Source organism: Micromonospora sp. L5 (assembly GCF_000177655.2).
GTDB classification, from domain to species: Bacteria; Actinomycetota; Actinomycetes; order Mycobacteriales; family Micromonosporaceae; genus Micromonospora; species Micromonospora aurantiaca.
Genome location: NC_014815.1, coordinates 4,067,804 through 4,082,643, shown reverse-complemented (window position 1 = coordinate 4,082,643; position 14,840 = coordinate 4,067,804). Strand labels below are relative to the sequence as shown.

Sequence of the window (14,840 nt, the reverse complement as noted above, 5' to 3'; positions counted from 1 at the left end):
CGGGCGTCCTCTCGGATCGGGTGCCCGGCGGCTCAGCGCACCGGGCGGGGCGTGGCCGGGTGGTTACCGGCGTTGACCAGCTCGGCGACGGCTTCGCGCGGGCTCTTCTGGGTGACCAGGCCCTCGCCCACCAGCACGGCGTCGGCGCCGGCGGAGGCGTACCGGATCAGGTCGTGCGGACCGCGCACCCCGGACTCAGCGATCTTGACGACGCTGCTGGGCAGGCCGGGCGCGATCCGCTCGAACACGGAGCGGTCGACCTCCAGGGTACGCAGGTCGCGGGCGTTCACGCCGATGACCTGCGCGCCGGCCTCCAGGGCGCGGTCCGCCTCCTCCTCGGTGTGCACCTCGACCAGCGCGGTCATGCCGAGCGGCTCGATCCGCTCCAGCAGCCCGACCAGCACGTTCTGCTCCAGCGCGGCCACGATCAGCAGCACCAGGTCGGCGCCGTGCGCGCGGGCCTCGTGCACCTGGTAGCTGGAGACCACGAAGTCCTTGCGCAGCACCGGCACGTTCACCGCGGCCCGCACCGCGGCGAGGTCGTCGAGCGACCCGCCGAACCAGCGGCCCTCGGTCAGCACGCTGATCGCCCGCGCGCCACCGGCCGCGTAGTCACCGGCCAGGTCGGCCGGGTCGGCGATCTCGGCCAGCCGCCCCTTGGACGGCGACGAGCGCTTCACCTCGGCGATCACGGCCACGCCGGGGCGGCGCAGGGCCGCGTACGCGTCGAGCGGTGGCGGCGCGGCGGCGGCCAGTTCACGGATCCGCTCCAGCGGAACCTGCTCCTGGCGCCGGGCCACGTCCTCGCGCACGCCGGCCAGGATCTCGTCGAGCACCCCTGCGGACGGCGCCGCTCCGGCGTCGTCCCCCTCCGCGTGCGCATGCTCAGCAGTCACCAACGGACTCCCCTCTCCGGGCGTCATGGGCCGATGCTAGGGGGCGCCACCTGGCGACGAGTGCCGGGGGGTATGGCGCACCTCACGACATGGGCTGTGGCATGATGGCCGACTTCCGGTGAACGCCATGTCACGCAGCGCCACCGCTGGCATCGACCGTCACCCATCCCCTATCTCACCACGATCGTTCCGGCCCCGCAGGACGGGTTCCGGCCGTGGGCTGTGACCAAGCTCAAGGACCTCCGGCCCTGCCCAGGTCGTCCCCGGTGCGACAGCGTTGACCTGTGCTTCACGGCGGCGAAACGTCCGCCCGGAAGCATCGTCGTCGGGCACACTCGACGGCGGCGGCTGCCGACCGTCGCCAACGATCTCGTATGGGGTGACCATGAGCGCCAACGGGCCGACCCAGACCATCGGCTTGACCACCATCTCCCGTACCGTCGCCTCCCTCGCCGTCGGCGTGGTGGACACGCTCGAACGCGCGGTCGCCGGCGACGGCCGGACGCGTACCGCCCGCGGCAACGCCTGGGAGGCGGTCTGCGCCGACCGGGCCCGCGCCGCCCAGCGCCGCGAGCTGGAGCGGCTGGTGGCCGAGCTGGCCGCCGCGCGGGCCGCGGCCCGGCAGCGGCGCGACGCCCGCGAGGCGCAGCCGGTCAGCTGACCGTCGGGTCCTCGCCCCGGTCCAGCGCGTCCCACGCGTCCCGGGTGCCACGCTCGACGGCCGGCCGGCCGGGCTCGTCCGCCGGGGCGGACCGCCGCTCGTACCGGGCGCCCATCGCCGGCCAGCCGTCGCCGCGCAGCGCGGTGAACGCGCCGCCGGCCGCCAGCGCCAGGCCGCCGGCCAGCACCAGCGCAGGCCACTGCCGGCTCACCCCGGCCTCGGTCAGGCCGATCCCGCCGCCGACCGTCACGGCCACGCCGACACCGGCCAGCAGCACACCCAGCAGCCGGCGCAGCCAGCCCCGGGTGGCGAGCACCGCGCCACCGCCGGCGAGTCCCACGTAGGTCAGCGCCAGCACCCAGGGCAGCAGGTCCGTGCCGGTGCGCTCGGCCCGCCCGGACGGCAGCGACCCCCGGGCGGTCACCTCCACCGCCCAGGTCCGGGTCACCGCCCAGCAGGCCAGGCCCGCGCCGGCCAGGCAGAGCAGCACCGCGTACGCGAGTTCGCGCCGGCCGCGGGCCGCCGGCGCGGTGGTGCCGGGCGCGCTCACCGGGCCGCCCGCAGCGTCTCGGCGGCCGCGATGGCGGCGAGGACGGCGGCGGCCTTGCTCCGCGTCTCCTGGTCCTCGGCGGCGGGGTCGGAATCGGCCACGATCCCGGCGCCGGCCTGCACGTACGCGCGGCCGTCGCGAATCAGCGCGGTCCGGATCGCGATGGCCATGTCCAGGTCGCCGCCGAAGGCGAAGTAGCCGACGGTGCCGCCGTAGACGCCGCGCCGCACCGGCTCCAGCTCCTCGATGATCTCCATGGCGCGCACCTTGGGCGCGCCGCTGAGCGTCCCGGCCGGGAACGTCGCGGCCAGCGCGTCGAACGCGGTGCGGTCGTCGCGCAGCTCGCCGACGACAGTGGAGACGATGTGCATGACGTGGCTGTACCGCTCGATGGTGGCGAACTCGGGCACCTCGACGGTGCCCGGCCGGCACACCCGGCCCAGGTCGTTGCGGCCCAGGTCGACGAGCATCACGTGCTCGGCGCGTTCCTTGGGGTCGGCGAGCAGCTCGGCGGCGAGCTTCGCGTCGCCGTCCGGGGATCCGCCGCGCGGCCGGGTGCCGGCGATGGGGTGCAGCAGCGCCCGCCGCCGCCCGTCCGGTCCGGCGCTGACCTTGAGGTGCGCCTCGGGGGACGAGCCGACGATGTCGAAGCCGTCGAAGCGCAGCAGGTACATGTACGGGCTGGGGTTCGTGGTGCGCAGCACCCGGTAGACGTCGAGCGGGTCGGCGTCGGTGGGGCGCTCGAAGCGCTGGCTGAGCACGATCTGGAAGCACTCGCCGGCCCGGATCGCCTCCTTGGCCGCCTCCACCGCCTCCGGGTAGCCGCCCTCCGGGGTGCGGCTGACCACCTCGCCGACGCCGGGCCGGCCGACTGTCGAGACCATGGGCGGAATCGGTCGGGACAACGCTGTGGTCATCGCGTCGAGGCGGCCGACGGCGTGGTGGTACGCGGCCTCGACCCGCTCCGCCCGGTCGGGGTCGTCCAGCGGCGGCAGCACCGCGTTGGCGACCAGGATCGCGGACCCCTCGTAGTGGTCGAGGACCACCAGGTCGGTCGCGAGCATCATGCCCAGCTCGGGCACGTCCAGCTCGTCCTCGGTCAGCTCGGGCAGGCGCTCGAAGCGGCGGACCAGGTCGTACCCGAGGTAGCCGACCAGGCCGCCGGTCAGCGGCGGCATGTCACCGGCCGGATCCCAGCCCGGCCCGGCGAGCGCGGCGACTGTCTCGCGCAGCACGGTGACCGGGTCGCCGCCGGTGGGCACGCCCGCCGGTGGCGTGCCGGTCCAGCTCGCCGCGCCGTCGCGCTCGGTGAGCGTGGCGCTGCTGCGGACGCCGATGAACGAGTAGCGCGACCAGGCCGTGCCGGCCGAGCCGACGCCCTGCTCGGCGGACTCCAGCAGGAACGTGCCGGGGCCGCCGGCCAGCTTGCGGTAGACCCCGACCGGCGTCTCCGCGTCGGCGAGCAGCCGCCGGGTCACCGGCACGACCCGCCAGCGGGCGGCCAGGTCGGCGAAGGTGGTCCGGTCCGGGCTGACCGTGCCGTCGGTCACGGGGTCGCCTCCGGGGAGCTGACCGGCAGTTCGGTGAAGAAGCAGGTGCGCTGCCCGGTGTGGCAGGCCGCCCCGACCTGCTCCACGCTGACCAGCAGCGCGTCGCCGTCGCAGTCGAGCGCCACCGAGCGGACGTACTGGTGGTTGCCCGAGGTGGCGCCCTTGACCCAGTACTCGCCGCGGCTGCGCGACCAGTAGGTGGCCCGGCCGGTGGTGAGCGTCCGGTGCAGCGCCTCGTCGTCCATCCAGGCGACCATCAGCACCTCGCCCGAGTCGTGGGCGCGGACCACGGCGGCGACCAGGCCGTCCGGGGTGCGGCGGAGCTTGGCCGCGACGGCCGGGTCGAGCCGGGACGGACGGGCCGGTCCGGGAGCGGGGGCGCCGGTCAGCGGCGCGTCAGGGGCGGGCACGGTTGACCATTCTCCCGCACGCGGCCCGGGCACCGCCGACGTGTCCCGGGAGGCGGGCGTCACCGTCCCCAGCGCCCGGCCCAACCGGCCGAGGTAGCGGTCCACCCGGCCGTCGACCAGCGCCTCGGCCAGGTCCGCCCCGTGGGTGGCGGCGATCTCGTCGGCGTACGGGCGGATCAGCGGCAGGATGCCGGTGACCAGCCGTCCGGCGGCGGCGCCGACCTCGGCCGGGTCACCGGCGCGCAGCCCGAGGCAGAGCAGCATGTCGTGGCGGTAGCCGGGCGGGGCGACCGGCAGGTCCAGCGCGGCGGTCAGGGCGGCCCGGCGGGACACCACGCGCACGCTCGGGTTGGCCGGCCGCAGCACCGAGGGGCAGAGCCGGGCCAGGTCGGCCGCGGCGAGCCGGACCCCGACCGGGTCGTCGGCCACACGGGCCGCGGCGACCTTGCCCAGCGTCGCGATCAGCTCCTCCAGGCGCGGCTCGTCGGCGGGCTGGCAGAGCACCGGCAGGTCGATCCGGCGGCGCCATTCCGGTACGGCCCACAGCAGCCGGGCGGGCGCGGTGACCGGGAGGCCGAACGCCCAGTCGGCGGGCTGGCCCAGCCGGCGCACCCACGAGCGGACGTCACGGGCGGCCACCGACACGTGCACGAGGCGACCGGCGAACTCGGTCAGGTACGCCCGCCGGGCCGCGTACGGCGTGCCGCGGCGGGACGCTGCCTGCCGGGCGCCCGTGCCGGCGGTCCGTCCGTCGTCGGCGACCACGAGCACGTCCACGTCCACGTCGCTGTGCTCGGTGGCGGCCCGCCGGGCATGGCTGCCGCGCAGCATGATCCCGACGACCGGCCGGTCGGCGGCCTGCCGCAGGCGGGCGGCCCAGTCGTCGAGGAACGCGGTGTCGGGCAACTGCGCTGGACCCACGGCGCCATGGTGCCGAAATCCGATCTTCACCGCAATGACCGTTGCCGGACCCACTGTCCGCCACTGGGGCGTTCAGCCTGATTCCTCCTCGGCCCGGCGGTACGCGTCGATCTTGTGTTCGAGGACCTTCAGGTCCTCCTCCAGCTCGGCCATCCGGGCCAGCACGCGGGCCCGGTGCGCCTCGAACAGCGCCCGCCGCGCGCCGAGCGTGCTGTCCCCGTGCCGGGCCAGTTCGGCGTAGCGGCGCATGTCGCGAACCGGCATCCCGGTGCGCCGCAGCCGGGTGAGCAGGAACAGCCAGTTGACGTCGGACTCGGTGTAGCGCCGGCGGCCCGACGAGTCCCGCCCGACGCGGCCCACCAGGCCCTCCTGCTCGTACCAGCGCAGCGTGTAGGTGGTCAGGCCGACCCGTTCCGCCGCCTCACCCACGGTGAGGCTCATCTCCCGCGTGCTGATGTCCACGCCCTCCAGGCTTCCAGTTCGAGCGCACTCGAAGTCAAGTCCCTCATTGCCAGGCGCACGCAATTCACCTACCGTTGAGTTCAACGGGTGATGAATTGATGGAGGCGAGCATGGACGACGCGGTGTCGGTCCGCGAGCTGGTGGTCGACCGGGGCGGGCGGCGGGTGCTGCACGGCATCAGCTGCGAGGTGCCCCGGGGCACGGTGACCGGGCTGCTCGGGCCCAGCGGCAGCGGCAAGACCACGCTGATGCGCGCGGTGGTCGGCGTGCAGACGGTCGGCTCCGGCACCGTCGACGTGCTCGGCCGCCCGGCCGGCTCGGCCGACCTGCGCCGCCGGGTGGGCTACCTGACCCAGGCCCCGAGCGTCTACGCCGACCTGACGGTGCGGGAGAACGCCCGCTACTTCGCGGTGCTCCAGGGCCGGGGCCGCGCCGAGGCCGACCGCGCGGTGGCCGACGTAGGCCTCGCCGAGGCGGCCGACCAGCTCGTCGGCACGCTCTCCGGCGGCCAGCGCAGCCGCGCCTCGCTCGCCTGCGCGCTCGTCGGCGAACCCGAGCTGGTGATCCTCGACGAACCGACAGTCGGCCAGGACCCGGTGCTGCGGGCCGACCTGTGGGCCCGGTTCCACGCCATGGCCGCGAACGGCACCACGCTGCTGGTCTCCAGCCACGTGATGGACGAGGCCGCCCGCTGCGACCGGCTGCTGCTGATCCGCGAGGGACGGCTGGTCGCCGACGACACCCCGGCCGCGGTCCGCGCCGCCACCGGGACCGACGACCTGGAGGAGGCGTTCCTGCGCCTGATCCGCGACGCCGAGGGAGAGGCGCGATGAACGGACGGATCCTGGCCGCCACCACCGGGCGCATCCTGCGCCAGCTCCGGCACGACCGGCGGACCGTGGCGCTGCTCGTGGTGGTGCCGTCGGTGCTGCTCACGCTCGTCTACTTCATGTACGTCGACCAGCCCGCCCCGCCCGGCGGGCCCAGCACGTTCGACCGGGTGGCCCTGATCATGCTGGGCTTCTTCCCGTTCATCATCATGTTCCTGGTGACCAGCATCGCCATGCTCCGCGAGCGCACCACGGGCACGCTGGAGCGCCTGCTCACCACGCCGCTGGGCAAGCTCGACCTGCTGTTCGGCTACGGCATCGCGTTCGGCCTGGCCGGGGTGCTCCAGTCCACAGTCGCCTCGGTCGTCGCGTACCGGGTGTTCGGGCTGGAGACCGCGGGCAGCGCGTGGCTGGTCGTGCTGATCGCCGGGGTGAACGCGGTGCTCGCGGTGGCGCTCGGGCTGTTCTGCTCGGCGTTCGCCCGCACCGAGTTCCAGGCGGTCCAGTTCATGCCGGTGGTGGTGGCGCCGCAACTGCTGCTGTGCGGCCTGTTCGTGCCGCGCGGCGAGATGGCCGGCTGGCTCCAGGCGGTCAGCGACGTGCTGCCGCTGTCGTACGCGGTCGAGGCGTTGCAGGAGGTCGGCGCGCACGCCGAACCGACCGGGACGATGTGGCGGGACCTGGCGATCGTGGCCGGGGCGGCGGTGGCGGCGCTGGTGCTGGCCGCCGCGACGCTGCGCCGGCGCAGCGGGTGAACGCGCGGCGCACCGGGCGGCGGCCCGGCACTCCGGACACCCGCGAGGCCATCCTCGCCGCGGCGCGGGAGGCGTTCGCCGAACGCGGCTTCGACGCCGCGTCGATCCGGGCCATCGCCGCCGCGGCCGGCGTGGACCCGGCGCTCGTGCACCACTACTTCGGCGGCAAGGAGGAGCTGTTCCGGGCCGCGACGGCGTTCCCGGCCGACCCGGGACGGCTGCTGCCGGCGGTGCTCGCCGGCGGCCCGGACGCGCTCGGCGAGCGGATGGTCCGGGTGTTCCTGGAGGTCTGGGACTCCCCCACCGGCACGGCGGCGGTGGCGCTGCTGCGGTCGGCGGTGAGCAACGACTGGACCGCGCGCCTGCTGCGCGAGTTCCTGGTCACGCAGGTGCTGCGCCGGGTGCTCGACCAGCTCGACGTCGACCCGGCGCAGCGCGCGCTGCGCGGCGGGCTGGTCGCCACGCAGCTCGCCGGGCTGGCCATGATGCGGTACGTGCTCCGCCTCGACGCGGTCGCCACCGCCGAGCCGGCGACGCTGGTGGCAGCCATCGGCCCGACGGTCCAGCGGTACCTCACCGGCGACATCACCTGAGCCGGCCCGGCCGACGGCTCCGACGGCCGGGACCGAACTGCTCGGGCAGCCGGGCCGGCGCTGCTCAGGCGGCGGCCCGGGGGCAGAGCATCGGGTGCAGCAGGCGGGACAGCTCCGCCACGTCGGCGACGGGCCGGGGGAAGGCCAGCCGGGCCCGCCGGGTCGCGCCGGGCCGCCCGTGCGCGACCAGCAGCCCGTACCTGTCGATCCGGACCACCTGCGGCGTCTGGTCGCCGGGCAGGTCCAGCCGCCGCCGCAGGTAGTCGCCGACCTGATCGGCGTGGTGGTCGGCCAGGTCGGCGAGGAGGTCGGCCTCGACCGGGTGCAGCGGGTCCGGCTCGGCCTCCGCGTACGCCTCCGGGTCGACCCGGCGCACGCGCCCGGCGCGTTCCCAGCGGGCCTCGGCCACCTCGAAGCGGTGCAGGTGGAAGCGGCTGCCCACGTCGAGCAGGTCGCCGACAGGGTCGGTGGCGGCGAAGTCGACTGCCGCGTCGCGCGCCTCGTCCCCGTCCAGCCGCTCGGCCCAGCCGGACACCCAGGCCCGGCCGAGCGAGGGCGCCCCGGCCGCCGGCGGCAGGTCGAGCACGTCGAGCACGGTGGCCACGTCGGTGTCGCCCGCCGGCGGCACGAGCGCCGCGGCGAGGTCACTGACCACGGGTACGAGCAGCAGCACCCGCCCGTCGGGGTCGACGGCGTGCCGGACCTGGTGCGGGCCGGGGTGCCGGGCCAGGTGGACGAGGGCGGGCAACCGGCCCGCGACAAGGGTTCGCACGATCTCCGCCGGGCTGGGCCGCATGATCCCGATCTCCTCAACATAGGTTAGGCTTACCTAAGAAGCAGGCTAGACGATCGGAGACGTCGACGTGAACCACCCCCGGCCCAAGGCCCGGCTCTCCCGCGCCCTCGGTATCCCGCTGACCCGCAAGTGCGTGCGGTACTTCGAGCGGCGCCCCTATCCCCCGGGTGTGCACGGCCGGTCCCGCCGCACCACCTCCGACTACCAGGTGCGGCTGCTGGAGAAGCAGCGGCTGCGCCACCAGTACAACGTCAGCGAGGCCCAGCTGCGCCGCCTGTTCGACGAGGCCGCCCGGGGCGCCGGCAAGACCGGCGAGACGCTCGTCGCGCTGCTGGAGCGACGCCTCGACGCGGTCGTGCTGCGGGCCGGGCTGGCACGCAGCATCTACCAGGCCCGCCAGCTCGTCGCACACGGCCACATCACCGTCGACGGGCGCAAGGTCGACCGGCCGTCGCACCGGCTGCGGCCCGGCCAGGTGGTCGGCGTACGCGAGCGCAGCCGCGCGCTGCCGCCGTTCCAGCTCGCCGCCGCCGGCGCGCACGCCGACGCGCAGCCCCGGCCGTACCTGTCGGCGCAGCCGGCCGAGCTGCGCGCCACGCTGGTGCGCGAACCGGCCCGGCACGAGGTGCCGGTGGTGTGCGACGAGCAGCTGGTGGTGGAGTTCTACTCCCGCTGACCGCCGCTCCCGAGCAGACCCGCCAAGATCAGCGGGTCTGCTCCAGCCAGGACGCGTACAGCAGGGCGTACACCGAGTCGGCGTCGCGGACCAGTTCCTCGTGCGGGCCACGCTGCACGATCCGGCCCCGGTCCACCACGATCACCTCGTCCGCCGCCTGCGCGGTGGACAGCCGGTGCGCGATGGCGAGCGTGGTCCGGCCCCGGGTCACCGCGTCGAGCGTCCGTTGCAGGCGGACCTCGGTGGCCGGGTCGACAGCGCTCGTCGCCTCGTCCAGCACCAGCAGGTCCGGGTCCGCGACGTACGCCCGGGCCAGCGCCACGAGCTGCCGCTCGCCGACGCTCAGCGCCTCCCCGCGCTCACCGACCGGTGTGTCCAGCCCGGACGGCAGGCCGTCCAGCCAGTCGGAGAGGCCCAGCTCGGCGAAGGCGGCGGTGAGTCGCTCGTCGGTCAGGTCGGGGCGGGCGAAGCGGACGTTCTCCCCGACCGTGGCGTCGAACAGGAAGCCGTCCTGCGGCACCATCACCACCCGGGAGCGCAGCGAGTCGAAGCGCACCTGCCGCAGGTCGACCCCGGAGAGCAGGACCTGCCCCTCGGTGGGGTCCATCAGCCGGGTGAGCAGCTTGGCGAAGGTGGTCTTGCCGCTTCCGGTCTCGCCCACCACCGCCACCCGGCTCTTGGCCGGGATGTCCAGCGTCACGTCGTGCAGCACCGGGGGCCCGCCCGGATAGGCGAACGTGACACCGGCGAAGCGGGCGTCCAGCGGCCCGGGTGGCAGCTCCCGCCCCTGCTCGCCCGGGTCGGCGACGTCCGGGGAGACGTCCAGCACGTCCAGCACCCGGCGCCAGCCGGCGATCGCGTTCTGCGCCTCGTTGAGCACCTCGGTGGCGATCTGCACCGGCTGGATGAACAGCGTGACCAGGAACAGGAACGCGGTGAGCTGGCCGACCGTCAGCGTGCCGTCGACGCCCAGGCTGACCCCGACCACCACCACGCCCGCCAGCGCCAGGCCGGCGGCCAGCTCCCCCACCGAGCTGCCCATGATGCTGATCCGGATCGCCCGCTGCTGGGCCACCCGCTGCCCGTCGATGGCCGTGTCCAGCCGCCGCGCGGTGCGCCCGGCGATGCCGTACGCCCGGATCACCGGCGCGCCCACCACGCTTTCGCCGATCGCGCCGAGCAGCGTGCCGGTGCGCTGCCGCACCAGCCCGTACGCACCGGCGAGGCGGCGCTGCAACTGCCGGATCACCAGCACCGCGGGCGCGAACGCGACGAGCACCACGAGCGTCAGCTGCCAGGAGTACGCGAGCATCACGGCGGTGGTCACCAGCAACTGGCCCAGGTTGACGATGAGGATCACGCCGCCCCACTGGAGGAACTGGGTGATCTGGTCGACGTCGCTGGTGACCCGGGAGACGAGCGACCCGCGCCGCTCGGACTGCTGGTGCAGCATGGACAGGTCGTGCACGTGCCGGAACGCCCGGGTGCGCACCCCGGCCAGCGCGGTCTCGCTCACCGTGAACAACCGGCGCATCATCAGGTACCCGCAGGCGGTGGTGACCACCAGCACGCCGGCGGTGATCGCCACGGTCAGCGAGATGACGTTCAGGTCGAGGCCGCCGACGATGCCGTGGTCGATGCCGCGCTGCACCGCCACCGGCACGGCCACCCGGCCGACCATGTAGACCAGCGCCAGCGCCAGCGTGCCGGCGAGGCCGGTGCGCAGCTCCGGGGAGAGCGCCAGCCCGCGCCGCAGCGTCCGCCAGGTCGACTCGGTGGCCTCGGTGGTCTCGGTGGTCTCGGCCGTGGTCGTACTCACCGGGCCCGCCGTTCGTTCGCGACTGCGGGGCTCCGCTCCGCTGCACTCCTCGCGCTCACCGGTCCACCTCCAGGCCCGAGGTCAACGGCGTGACCTCGTCGTACGTCCGATTCTGCTCGCGTTCCTGCTCGGCCTGCTCGTACGCGGTGACGAGGTCGGCGTAGCCGGGCACGGTGGACAGCAGCTCGGTGTGGGTGCCGCGGGCGACCACCCGGCCCTGCTCCACGTAGATCACCTCGTCGGCGAGCGCGATGGTGGCACGGCGGTACGCCACCACCAGGATCGACGCCGGGGCGCCGCCGTCGGCGGGCGCGCGCAGCCCGGCCAGGATGGCCGCCTCGACCCGCGGGTCGACAGCGCTCGTGGCGTCGTCGAGCACCAGCAGCCGGGGTCGCCCGGCGAGCGCCCGGGCCAGCGTCAGCCGCTGGCGCTGGCCGCCGGACAGCGACGTGCCCCGCTCGCCGACCATGGTGTCCAGCCCGTCCGGCAGCGCGGCCACGAAGCCGTCCGCCTCGGCCAGCCGCAGCGCCGCCCAGACCTCGTCGTCGCCGATGCCGGCCCGGTCGAGAGCGATGTTGGCCCGGACCGTGTCGTCGAAGACGAACGGCACCTGCGCCACGAGCGCCGCCGTGGCCGCCAGCGAGGCGGCGGTCAGCTCCCGCACGTCCACGCCGTCCAGCGTGATCCGGCCGGCGCCCGGGTCCACCAGGCGCACGGCGAGCGACGCGATCGTCGACTTGCCCGCGCCGGTGGGGCCGACCAGGGCGACCGTCTTCCCGGCCGGGACTGTGAACGTCACCTCGCCGAGCACCTGCGCGCCGGGCAGGTGCGCCTCGGCCGGCTCGTACGCGAAGTGCACGTCGTCGAAGGCGAGCGTGGCCGGCTCGCGGGTGGCCGGGTCGAGCGTCGTCGTGCCGTACGGCATCTCGCCGGTCGCGTCGAGCACCCGGCGGACCCGGTCCCACCCGGCGACGCTGCGCGGCAGCTCGGCCAGCACCCAGCCGATGGCGCGTACCGGGAAGGCCAGCACGGTGAACAGGAACGCGACGCTGACCAGCTCGGTCACGGTGATCGCGCCCTCCCGCAGCCGCAGCGCGCCGACCACCAGCACGGCGAGCGTGCCGAGGCTGGGCAGCGTCTCCAGCATCGGGTCGAACACGCCACGCAGCCGGCCGACCGAGATCAGCGCGTCGCGCAGCTCACCGGCGCGGGAGGCGAAGCGGGCCGTCTCCTGGGCCTCGCGGCCCATCGTCTTGACCACCAGCGCGCCGTCGAAGCTCTCGTGCGCGATGCCGCTGACCTCGGCCCGCAGCCGCTGCGCCCGGGCCTGCCGGGGCGCCATCCGGCGGGAGTAGACCACGTTGAGCGCGAACAGCGCCGGGAACACGGCGAGGCCGACCAGGGCCAGCGCCCAGTCGGTGAAGAACAGTGAGGCCACCGCGCCGACGAGCATCACCAGCGTGCCGACCGCGAACGGCAGCGGTGCGATCGGGTACCAGGCCGCCTCCACGTCGGAGTTGGCGTTCGACAGCAGCGTGCCGGTGGAGTTGCGGTGGTGCCAGGCCAGCGGCAGTTCCAGGTAGCGGCGGGTGACCCGGCGGCGGTAGGCGGCCTGGAGCCGGTACTGCATGTAACCGGCGCCGAGCCGGCGGCCGAAGATGCCGACGACACGCAGCACGCTGATGCCGAACAGCGCCGTCGCGGCGAGCGCCAGCGCCCCGCGGGCCACCTCGCCGCGCTCCACGGCCGGCACGACGACGTCGCCGACCACCCCGCCGACCACGTACGCGCTGGCGATCACCAGGAGGCCGAACAGCACGCTGCCGCTGACCGCGACCGCGAAGATCCGTGGCTGTTCCCGGATGGCCCGGCCGAGCACCCGTAGCCCTCTGCCGAGCACGTCCCGACTTGTCCCGCTCGCCACGCTCTCCCCCGCCGTAAGCCGCAGTTTTCTCCCCCATCCTTACCGCTCGCCGCCCGTCCCGCCGACCCGGCCGGGATATGTCCGCCGTCACGTTCCCGCCGGAGCTGGGCCGACGGCGACCGGAGGCGGTCCGGCGGCGTGGTCGCGCCGGGCGTGGCGCGCCGATCGGCCGGGACCGGCCTACGATCGGGCCATGCCGCGGTACGCCCGAGCGGAGCGCGAGGCGCTCGCCGATCTGATGCTGGAAGTGGGACCGGACGCACCGACTGTGAACGAGGGGTGGACCACTCGTGACCTGGCGGCGCACCTGCTGGTGCGGGAGCGCCGGCCGGACGCGGCGGGCGGGATCCTGCTGCCGCCGCTGCGCGGCTACGGCGAGTCGGTCCGTCGGCGGATCGCCGCCGGGCCGTACGCAGGCCTGATCGCCCGGGTACGCCGTCCCCCGGTGTGGAGCCCGGTGAGCAACCCGCTCACCGACGAGCTGGCGAACGGGATGGAGTTCTTCATCCACCACGAGGACGTGCGGCGCGCCCGTCCGGGCTGGCATCCGCGCGACCTGCCGGCCGGGCAGCAGGCGGTGCTGTGGAAGCGGGTCGCGCTGCTGGCCCGGATGGCGCTGCGGCGGTTCCCGGCCGAGGTGCTGGTGCAGGCGCCGGGCTACGGCGAGCTGCGGGCCGGCGGCGGCGGCGAACGGCTGCGCCTGGTCGGTGCGCCGGGCGAGCTCGTCCTGTTCCTCACCGGACGGCAGCGGGTGGCCCGGGTCCAGGTGGACGGTCCGGCCGACCGCGCCGAGCGCCTGCGCACCGCCGAGCTGGGACTCTGACCGAGGGTGTGTAGCCGGTCGCTCGCTCACTGTGGAAAGTGGACGGACCGGCTTCGATAACGGTTACGTCCTCCCGTACGCTCCTGCGCACCGGCCCGACCCCGCGGGGCGGCGGACAGGGGACGACGACGATGCGCGACTTCGCCCTCTCGGCACTGCACGAGCCACCCTTTCCCTCCCGGCGCCACCCCGCCGTCGACCAGACGGCCGCGGAGAGCGCGGCCTGGGTACGCGACTTCGGCCTGGTGGAGGACCAGGCCGGGCGCCGGCGGCTGGCCGGGGCGCACGCCGCGGAGCTGGCCGCTCGCGCCTGCCCCGAGGCGTCGCCGTCCGGGCTGCGCCTGCTCACCGACCTGGTCAACTGGCTGTTCGTGGTGGACGACGCCTGCGACGACGACGGGCTCGGCGCGACGCCCACGCTGCTGGCGCCCACGCTGGCCGCGCTGCTGGCGGTGCTCGACCGGCACGGCGACCCGGAGGCGCCCGCACCGGCCGACGGCGGGCCGATCGCCCTGGCGCTGCACGACCTGTGCCGGCGGGCCCGCGACCGGGGCCGGCCGGCCCACCTGCTGCGCCTGGTCAGCCAGTTGCGGGAGTACCTGCTGGCGCTGCTCTGGGAGGCCGCCAACCGGGAACGCCGGCGGGTGCCGGGGGTGGCCGAGTACACGCAGATGCGCCGCCATACCGGCGGGGTGCGCCCCAGTTTCACTGTGACCGACCTGGCCCGCCCGTCCGCGCCCCGCGCCGACCAGCGGGTCGCGCCGGCGCTCACCGTGCTGGACGCCCTCGCCACCGACCTGATCTGCTGGTGCAACGACCTGTTCTCCTACGGCAAGGAGCGGGGCGCCACCCCGGAGGCGCACAACCTGGTCACCACGATCGCGGGCGAGACCGGGCAGGACGAGTCGGCGGCGCTGTACGCGGCGGCGGACCGGTTCAACAAGACCCTCGCCACGTACGCGGAGCGGGACGCGGCGCTGAGCGCCGTGGCCGATAAGGGGATGCGGGCGTTCCTGGACACCCGCCGGGACTGGATCCGGGCCACCTACGACTGGTCCCGCGCGGCCAGCCGGTACGCCTGAGCGGTTCCAGCAGGCGGGACCGCTGACGACTCGGCCGATCGGGGCTAGCCGCTGGCCGGGTGCACGCAATACCCTTCGGTAACCGCAGACCG

The 14,840-nt window shown here is 75.1% G+C and carries 15 protein-coding genes and 1 pseudogene; 7 read left to right on the top strand and 9 right to left on the bottom strand.

Features of this window, described 5'->3' with window-relative positions; translation table 11 throughout:
* Positions 1-32: 32 nt before the first annotated feature.
* The gene (gene trpC, locus ML5_RS19320) at positions 33-836 is read right to left on the bottom strand and encodes an indole-3-glycerol phosphate synthase TrpC (RefSeq protein WP_041784223.1); all 804 of its coding nucleotides are present in this window, start codon (positions 834-836) and stop codon (positions 33-35) included.
* 445 nt (positions 837-1,281) lie between these two features.
* Between trpC and ML5_RS19315 the strand changes: the two genes are divergently transcribed.
* Positions 1,282-1,557 carry a hypothetical protein gene (locus ML5_RS19315; RefSeq protein WP_013287554.1) on the top strand — a complete coding sequence of 92 codons (276 nt, stop codon included), beginning with the start codon at positions 1,282-1,284 and terminating at the stop codon, positions 1,555-1,557.
* Here ML5_RS19315 and ML5_RS19310 read toward each other — a convergent pair.
* From ML5_RS19310 to ML5_RS19295, 5 genes and pseudogenes are all read right to left on the bottom strand, one after another.
* Positions 1,550-2,107 carry a Trp biosynthesis-associated membrane protein gene (locus tag ML5_RS19310; RefSeq protein ID WP_013475817.1) on the bottom strand — a complete coding sequence of 186 codons (558 nt, stop codon included), beginning with the start codon at positions 2,105-2,107 and terminating at the stop codon, positions 1,550-1,552. The two genes, ML5_RS19315 and ML5_RS19310, sit on opposite strands and share 8 nt — an antisense overlap.
* Complete coding sequence (locus tag ML5_RS19305; protein ID WP_013475816.1) at positions 2,104-3,657, bottom strand: anthranilate synthase component I; 1,554 nt, start codon at positions 3,655-3,657, stop codon at positions 2,104-2,106. The genes ML5_RS19310 and ML5_RS19305 overlap by 4 nt, the downstream gene beginning before the upstream one ends.
* Positions 3,654-4,067, bottom strand: coding sequence for a phosphoribosyl-AMP cyclohydrolase (gene hisI / locus ML5_RS32845; protein WP_030271963.1), 414 nt, complete (start codon positions 4,065-4,067; stop codon positions 3,654-3,656). Before hisI ends, ML5_RS19305 begins: the two co-directional genes overlap by 4 nt.
* A gap of 180 nt (positions 4,068-4,247) precedes the next feature.
* Positions 4,248-4,898, bottom strand: a pseudogene (locus ML5_RS32840) (phosphoribosyl-AMP cyclohydrolase); the annotation flags it as partial.
* Between the two features lie 162 nt (positions 4,899-5,060).
* Entirely contained in the window at positions 5,061-5,450 is a 390-nt protein-coding gene (locus ML5_RS19295; protein ID WP_013287558.1) for a MerR family transcriptional regulator, read from the bottom strand.
* A gap of 110 nt (positions 5,451-5,560) precedes the next feature.
* On the opposite strand from ML5_RS19295, the gene ML5_RS19290 reads away from it, so the two are divergent.
* The 3 genes from ML5_RS19290 to ML5_RS19280 are packed head-to-tail and all read left to right on the top strand — an operon-like array spanning position 5,561 to position 7,628.
* Complete coding sequence (locus ML5_RS19290) at positions 5,561-6,283, top strand: ABC transporter ATP-binding protein (RefSeq protein WP_013287559.1); 723 nt, start codon at positions 5,561-5,563, stop codon at positions 6,281-6,283.
* Positions 6,280-7,035, top strand: a complete 756-nt coding sequence (locus ML5_RS19285; RefSeq protein ID WP_013287560.1) for an ABC transporter permease — start codon at positions 6,280-6,282, stop codon at positions 7,033-7,035. Before ML5_RS19290 ends, ML5_RS19285 begins: the two co-directional genes overlap by 4 nt.
* The gene (locus tag ML5_RS19280; protein ID WP_013475814.1) at positions 7,032-7,628 is read left to right on the top strand and encodes a TetR family transcriptional regulator; all 597 of its coding nucleotides are present in this window, start codon (positions 7,032-7,034) and stop codon (positions 7,626-7,628) included. The genes ML5_RS19285 and ML5_RS19280 overlap by 4 nt, the downstream gene beginning before the upstream one ends.
* A 64-nt stretch (positions 7,629-7,692) precedes the next feature.
* Here the strand turns inward: ML5_RS19280 and ML5_RS19275 are convergent, their stop codons facing one another.
* Positions 7,693-8,424: a DUF2470 domain-containing protein gene (locus tag ML5_RS19275; RefSeq protein ID WP_013475813.1), complete on the bottom strand. Its 732-nt coding sequence runs from the start codon at positions 8,422-8,424 to the stop codon at positions 7,693-7,695.
* 67 nt (positions 8,425-8,491) lie between these two features.
* On the opposite strand from ML5_RS19275, the gene rpsD reads away from it, so the two are divergent.
* Positions 8,492-9,100, top strand: a complete 609-nt coding sequence (rpsD, locus tag ML5_RS19270; RefSeq protein WP_013475812.1) for a 30S ribosomal protein S4 — start codon at positions 8,492-8,494, stop codon at positions 9,098-9,100.
* A gap of 28 nt (positions 9,101-9,128) precedes the next feature.
* Here the strand turns inward: rpsD and ML5_RS19265 are convergent, their stop codons facing one another.
* Positions 9,129-10,919 (bottom strand): ABC transporter ATP-binding protein, encoded by a 1,791-nt coding sequence (locus ML5_RS19265; protein ID WP_013475811.1) that lies wholly within the window; start codon positions 10,917-10,919, stop codon positions 9,129-9,131.
* 55 nt (positions 10,920-10,974) lie between these two features.
* On the bottom strand, positions 10,975-12,843 hold the full coding sequence (locus ML5_RS19260; RefSeq protein ID WP_225319626.1) for an ABC transporter ATP-binding protein: 1,869 nt from the start codon (positions 12,841-12,843) through the stop codon (positions 10,975-10,977).
* Between the two features lie 193 nt (positions 12,844-13,036).
* Here ML5_RS19260 and ML5_RS19255 point away from each other — a divergent pair, with 193 nt between their 5' ends.
* Together ML5_RS19255 and ML5_RS19250 are read left to right on the top strand one after the other, a co-directional pair.
* Positions 13,037-13,666: a TIGR03085 family metal-binding protein gene (locus tag ML5_RS19255; protein WP_013475809.1), complete on the top strand. Its 630-nt coding sequence runs from the start codon at positions 13,037-13,039 to the stop codon at positions 13,664-13,666.
* Positions 13,667-13,797: 131 nt separating this feature from the next.
* Entirely contained in the window at positions 13,798-14,748 is a 951-nt protein-coding gene (locus ML5_RS19250) for a terpene synthase (protein WP_013475808.1), read from the top strand.
* The last annotated feature ends 92 nt before the right edge of the window (positions 14,749-14,840 follow it).

Excerpts from the sequence above, each read along its gene's own strand:
- ML5_RS19315 (WP_013287554.1), top strand. The coding sequence starts at position 1,282 with ATGAGCGCCAACGGGCCGACCCAGACCATCGGCTTGACCACCATCTCC.
- ML5_RS19290 (WP_013287559.1), top strand. The coding sequence starts at position 5,561 with ATGGACGACGCGGTGTCGGTCCGCGAGCTGGTGGTCGACCGGGGCGGG.
- ML5_RS19285 (WP_013287560.1), top strand. The coding sequence starts at position 6,280 with ATGAACGGACGGATCCTGGCCGCCACCACCGGGCGCATCCTGCGCCAG.
- ML5_RS19275 (WP_013475813.1), bottom strand. The coding sequence starts at position 8,424 with ATGCGGCCCAGCCCGGCGGAGATCGTGCGAACCCTTGTCGCGGGCCGG.
- ML5_RS19255 (WP_013475809.1), top strand. The coding sequence starts at position 13,037 with ATGCCGCGGTACGCCCGAGCGGAGCGCGAGGCGCTCGCCGATCTGATG.
- ML5_RS19250 (WP_013475808.1), top strand. The coding sequence starts at position 13,798 with ATGCGCGACTTCGCCCTCTCGGCACTGCACGAGCCACCCTTTCCCTCC.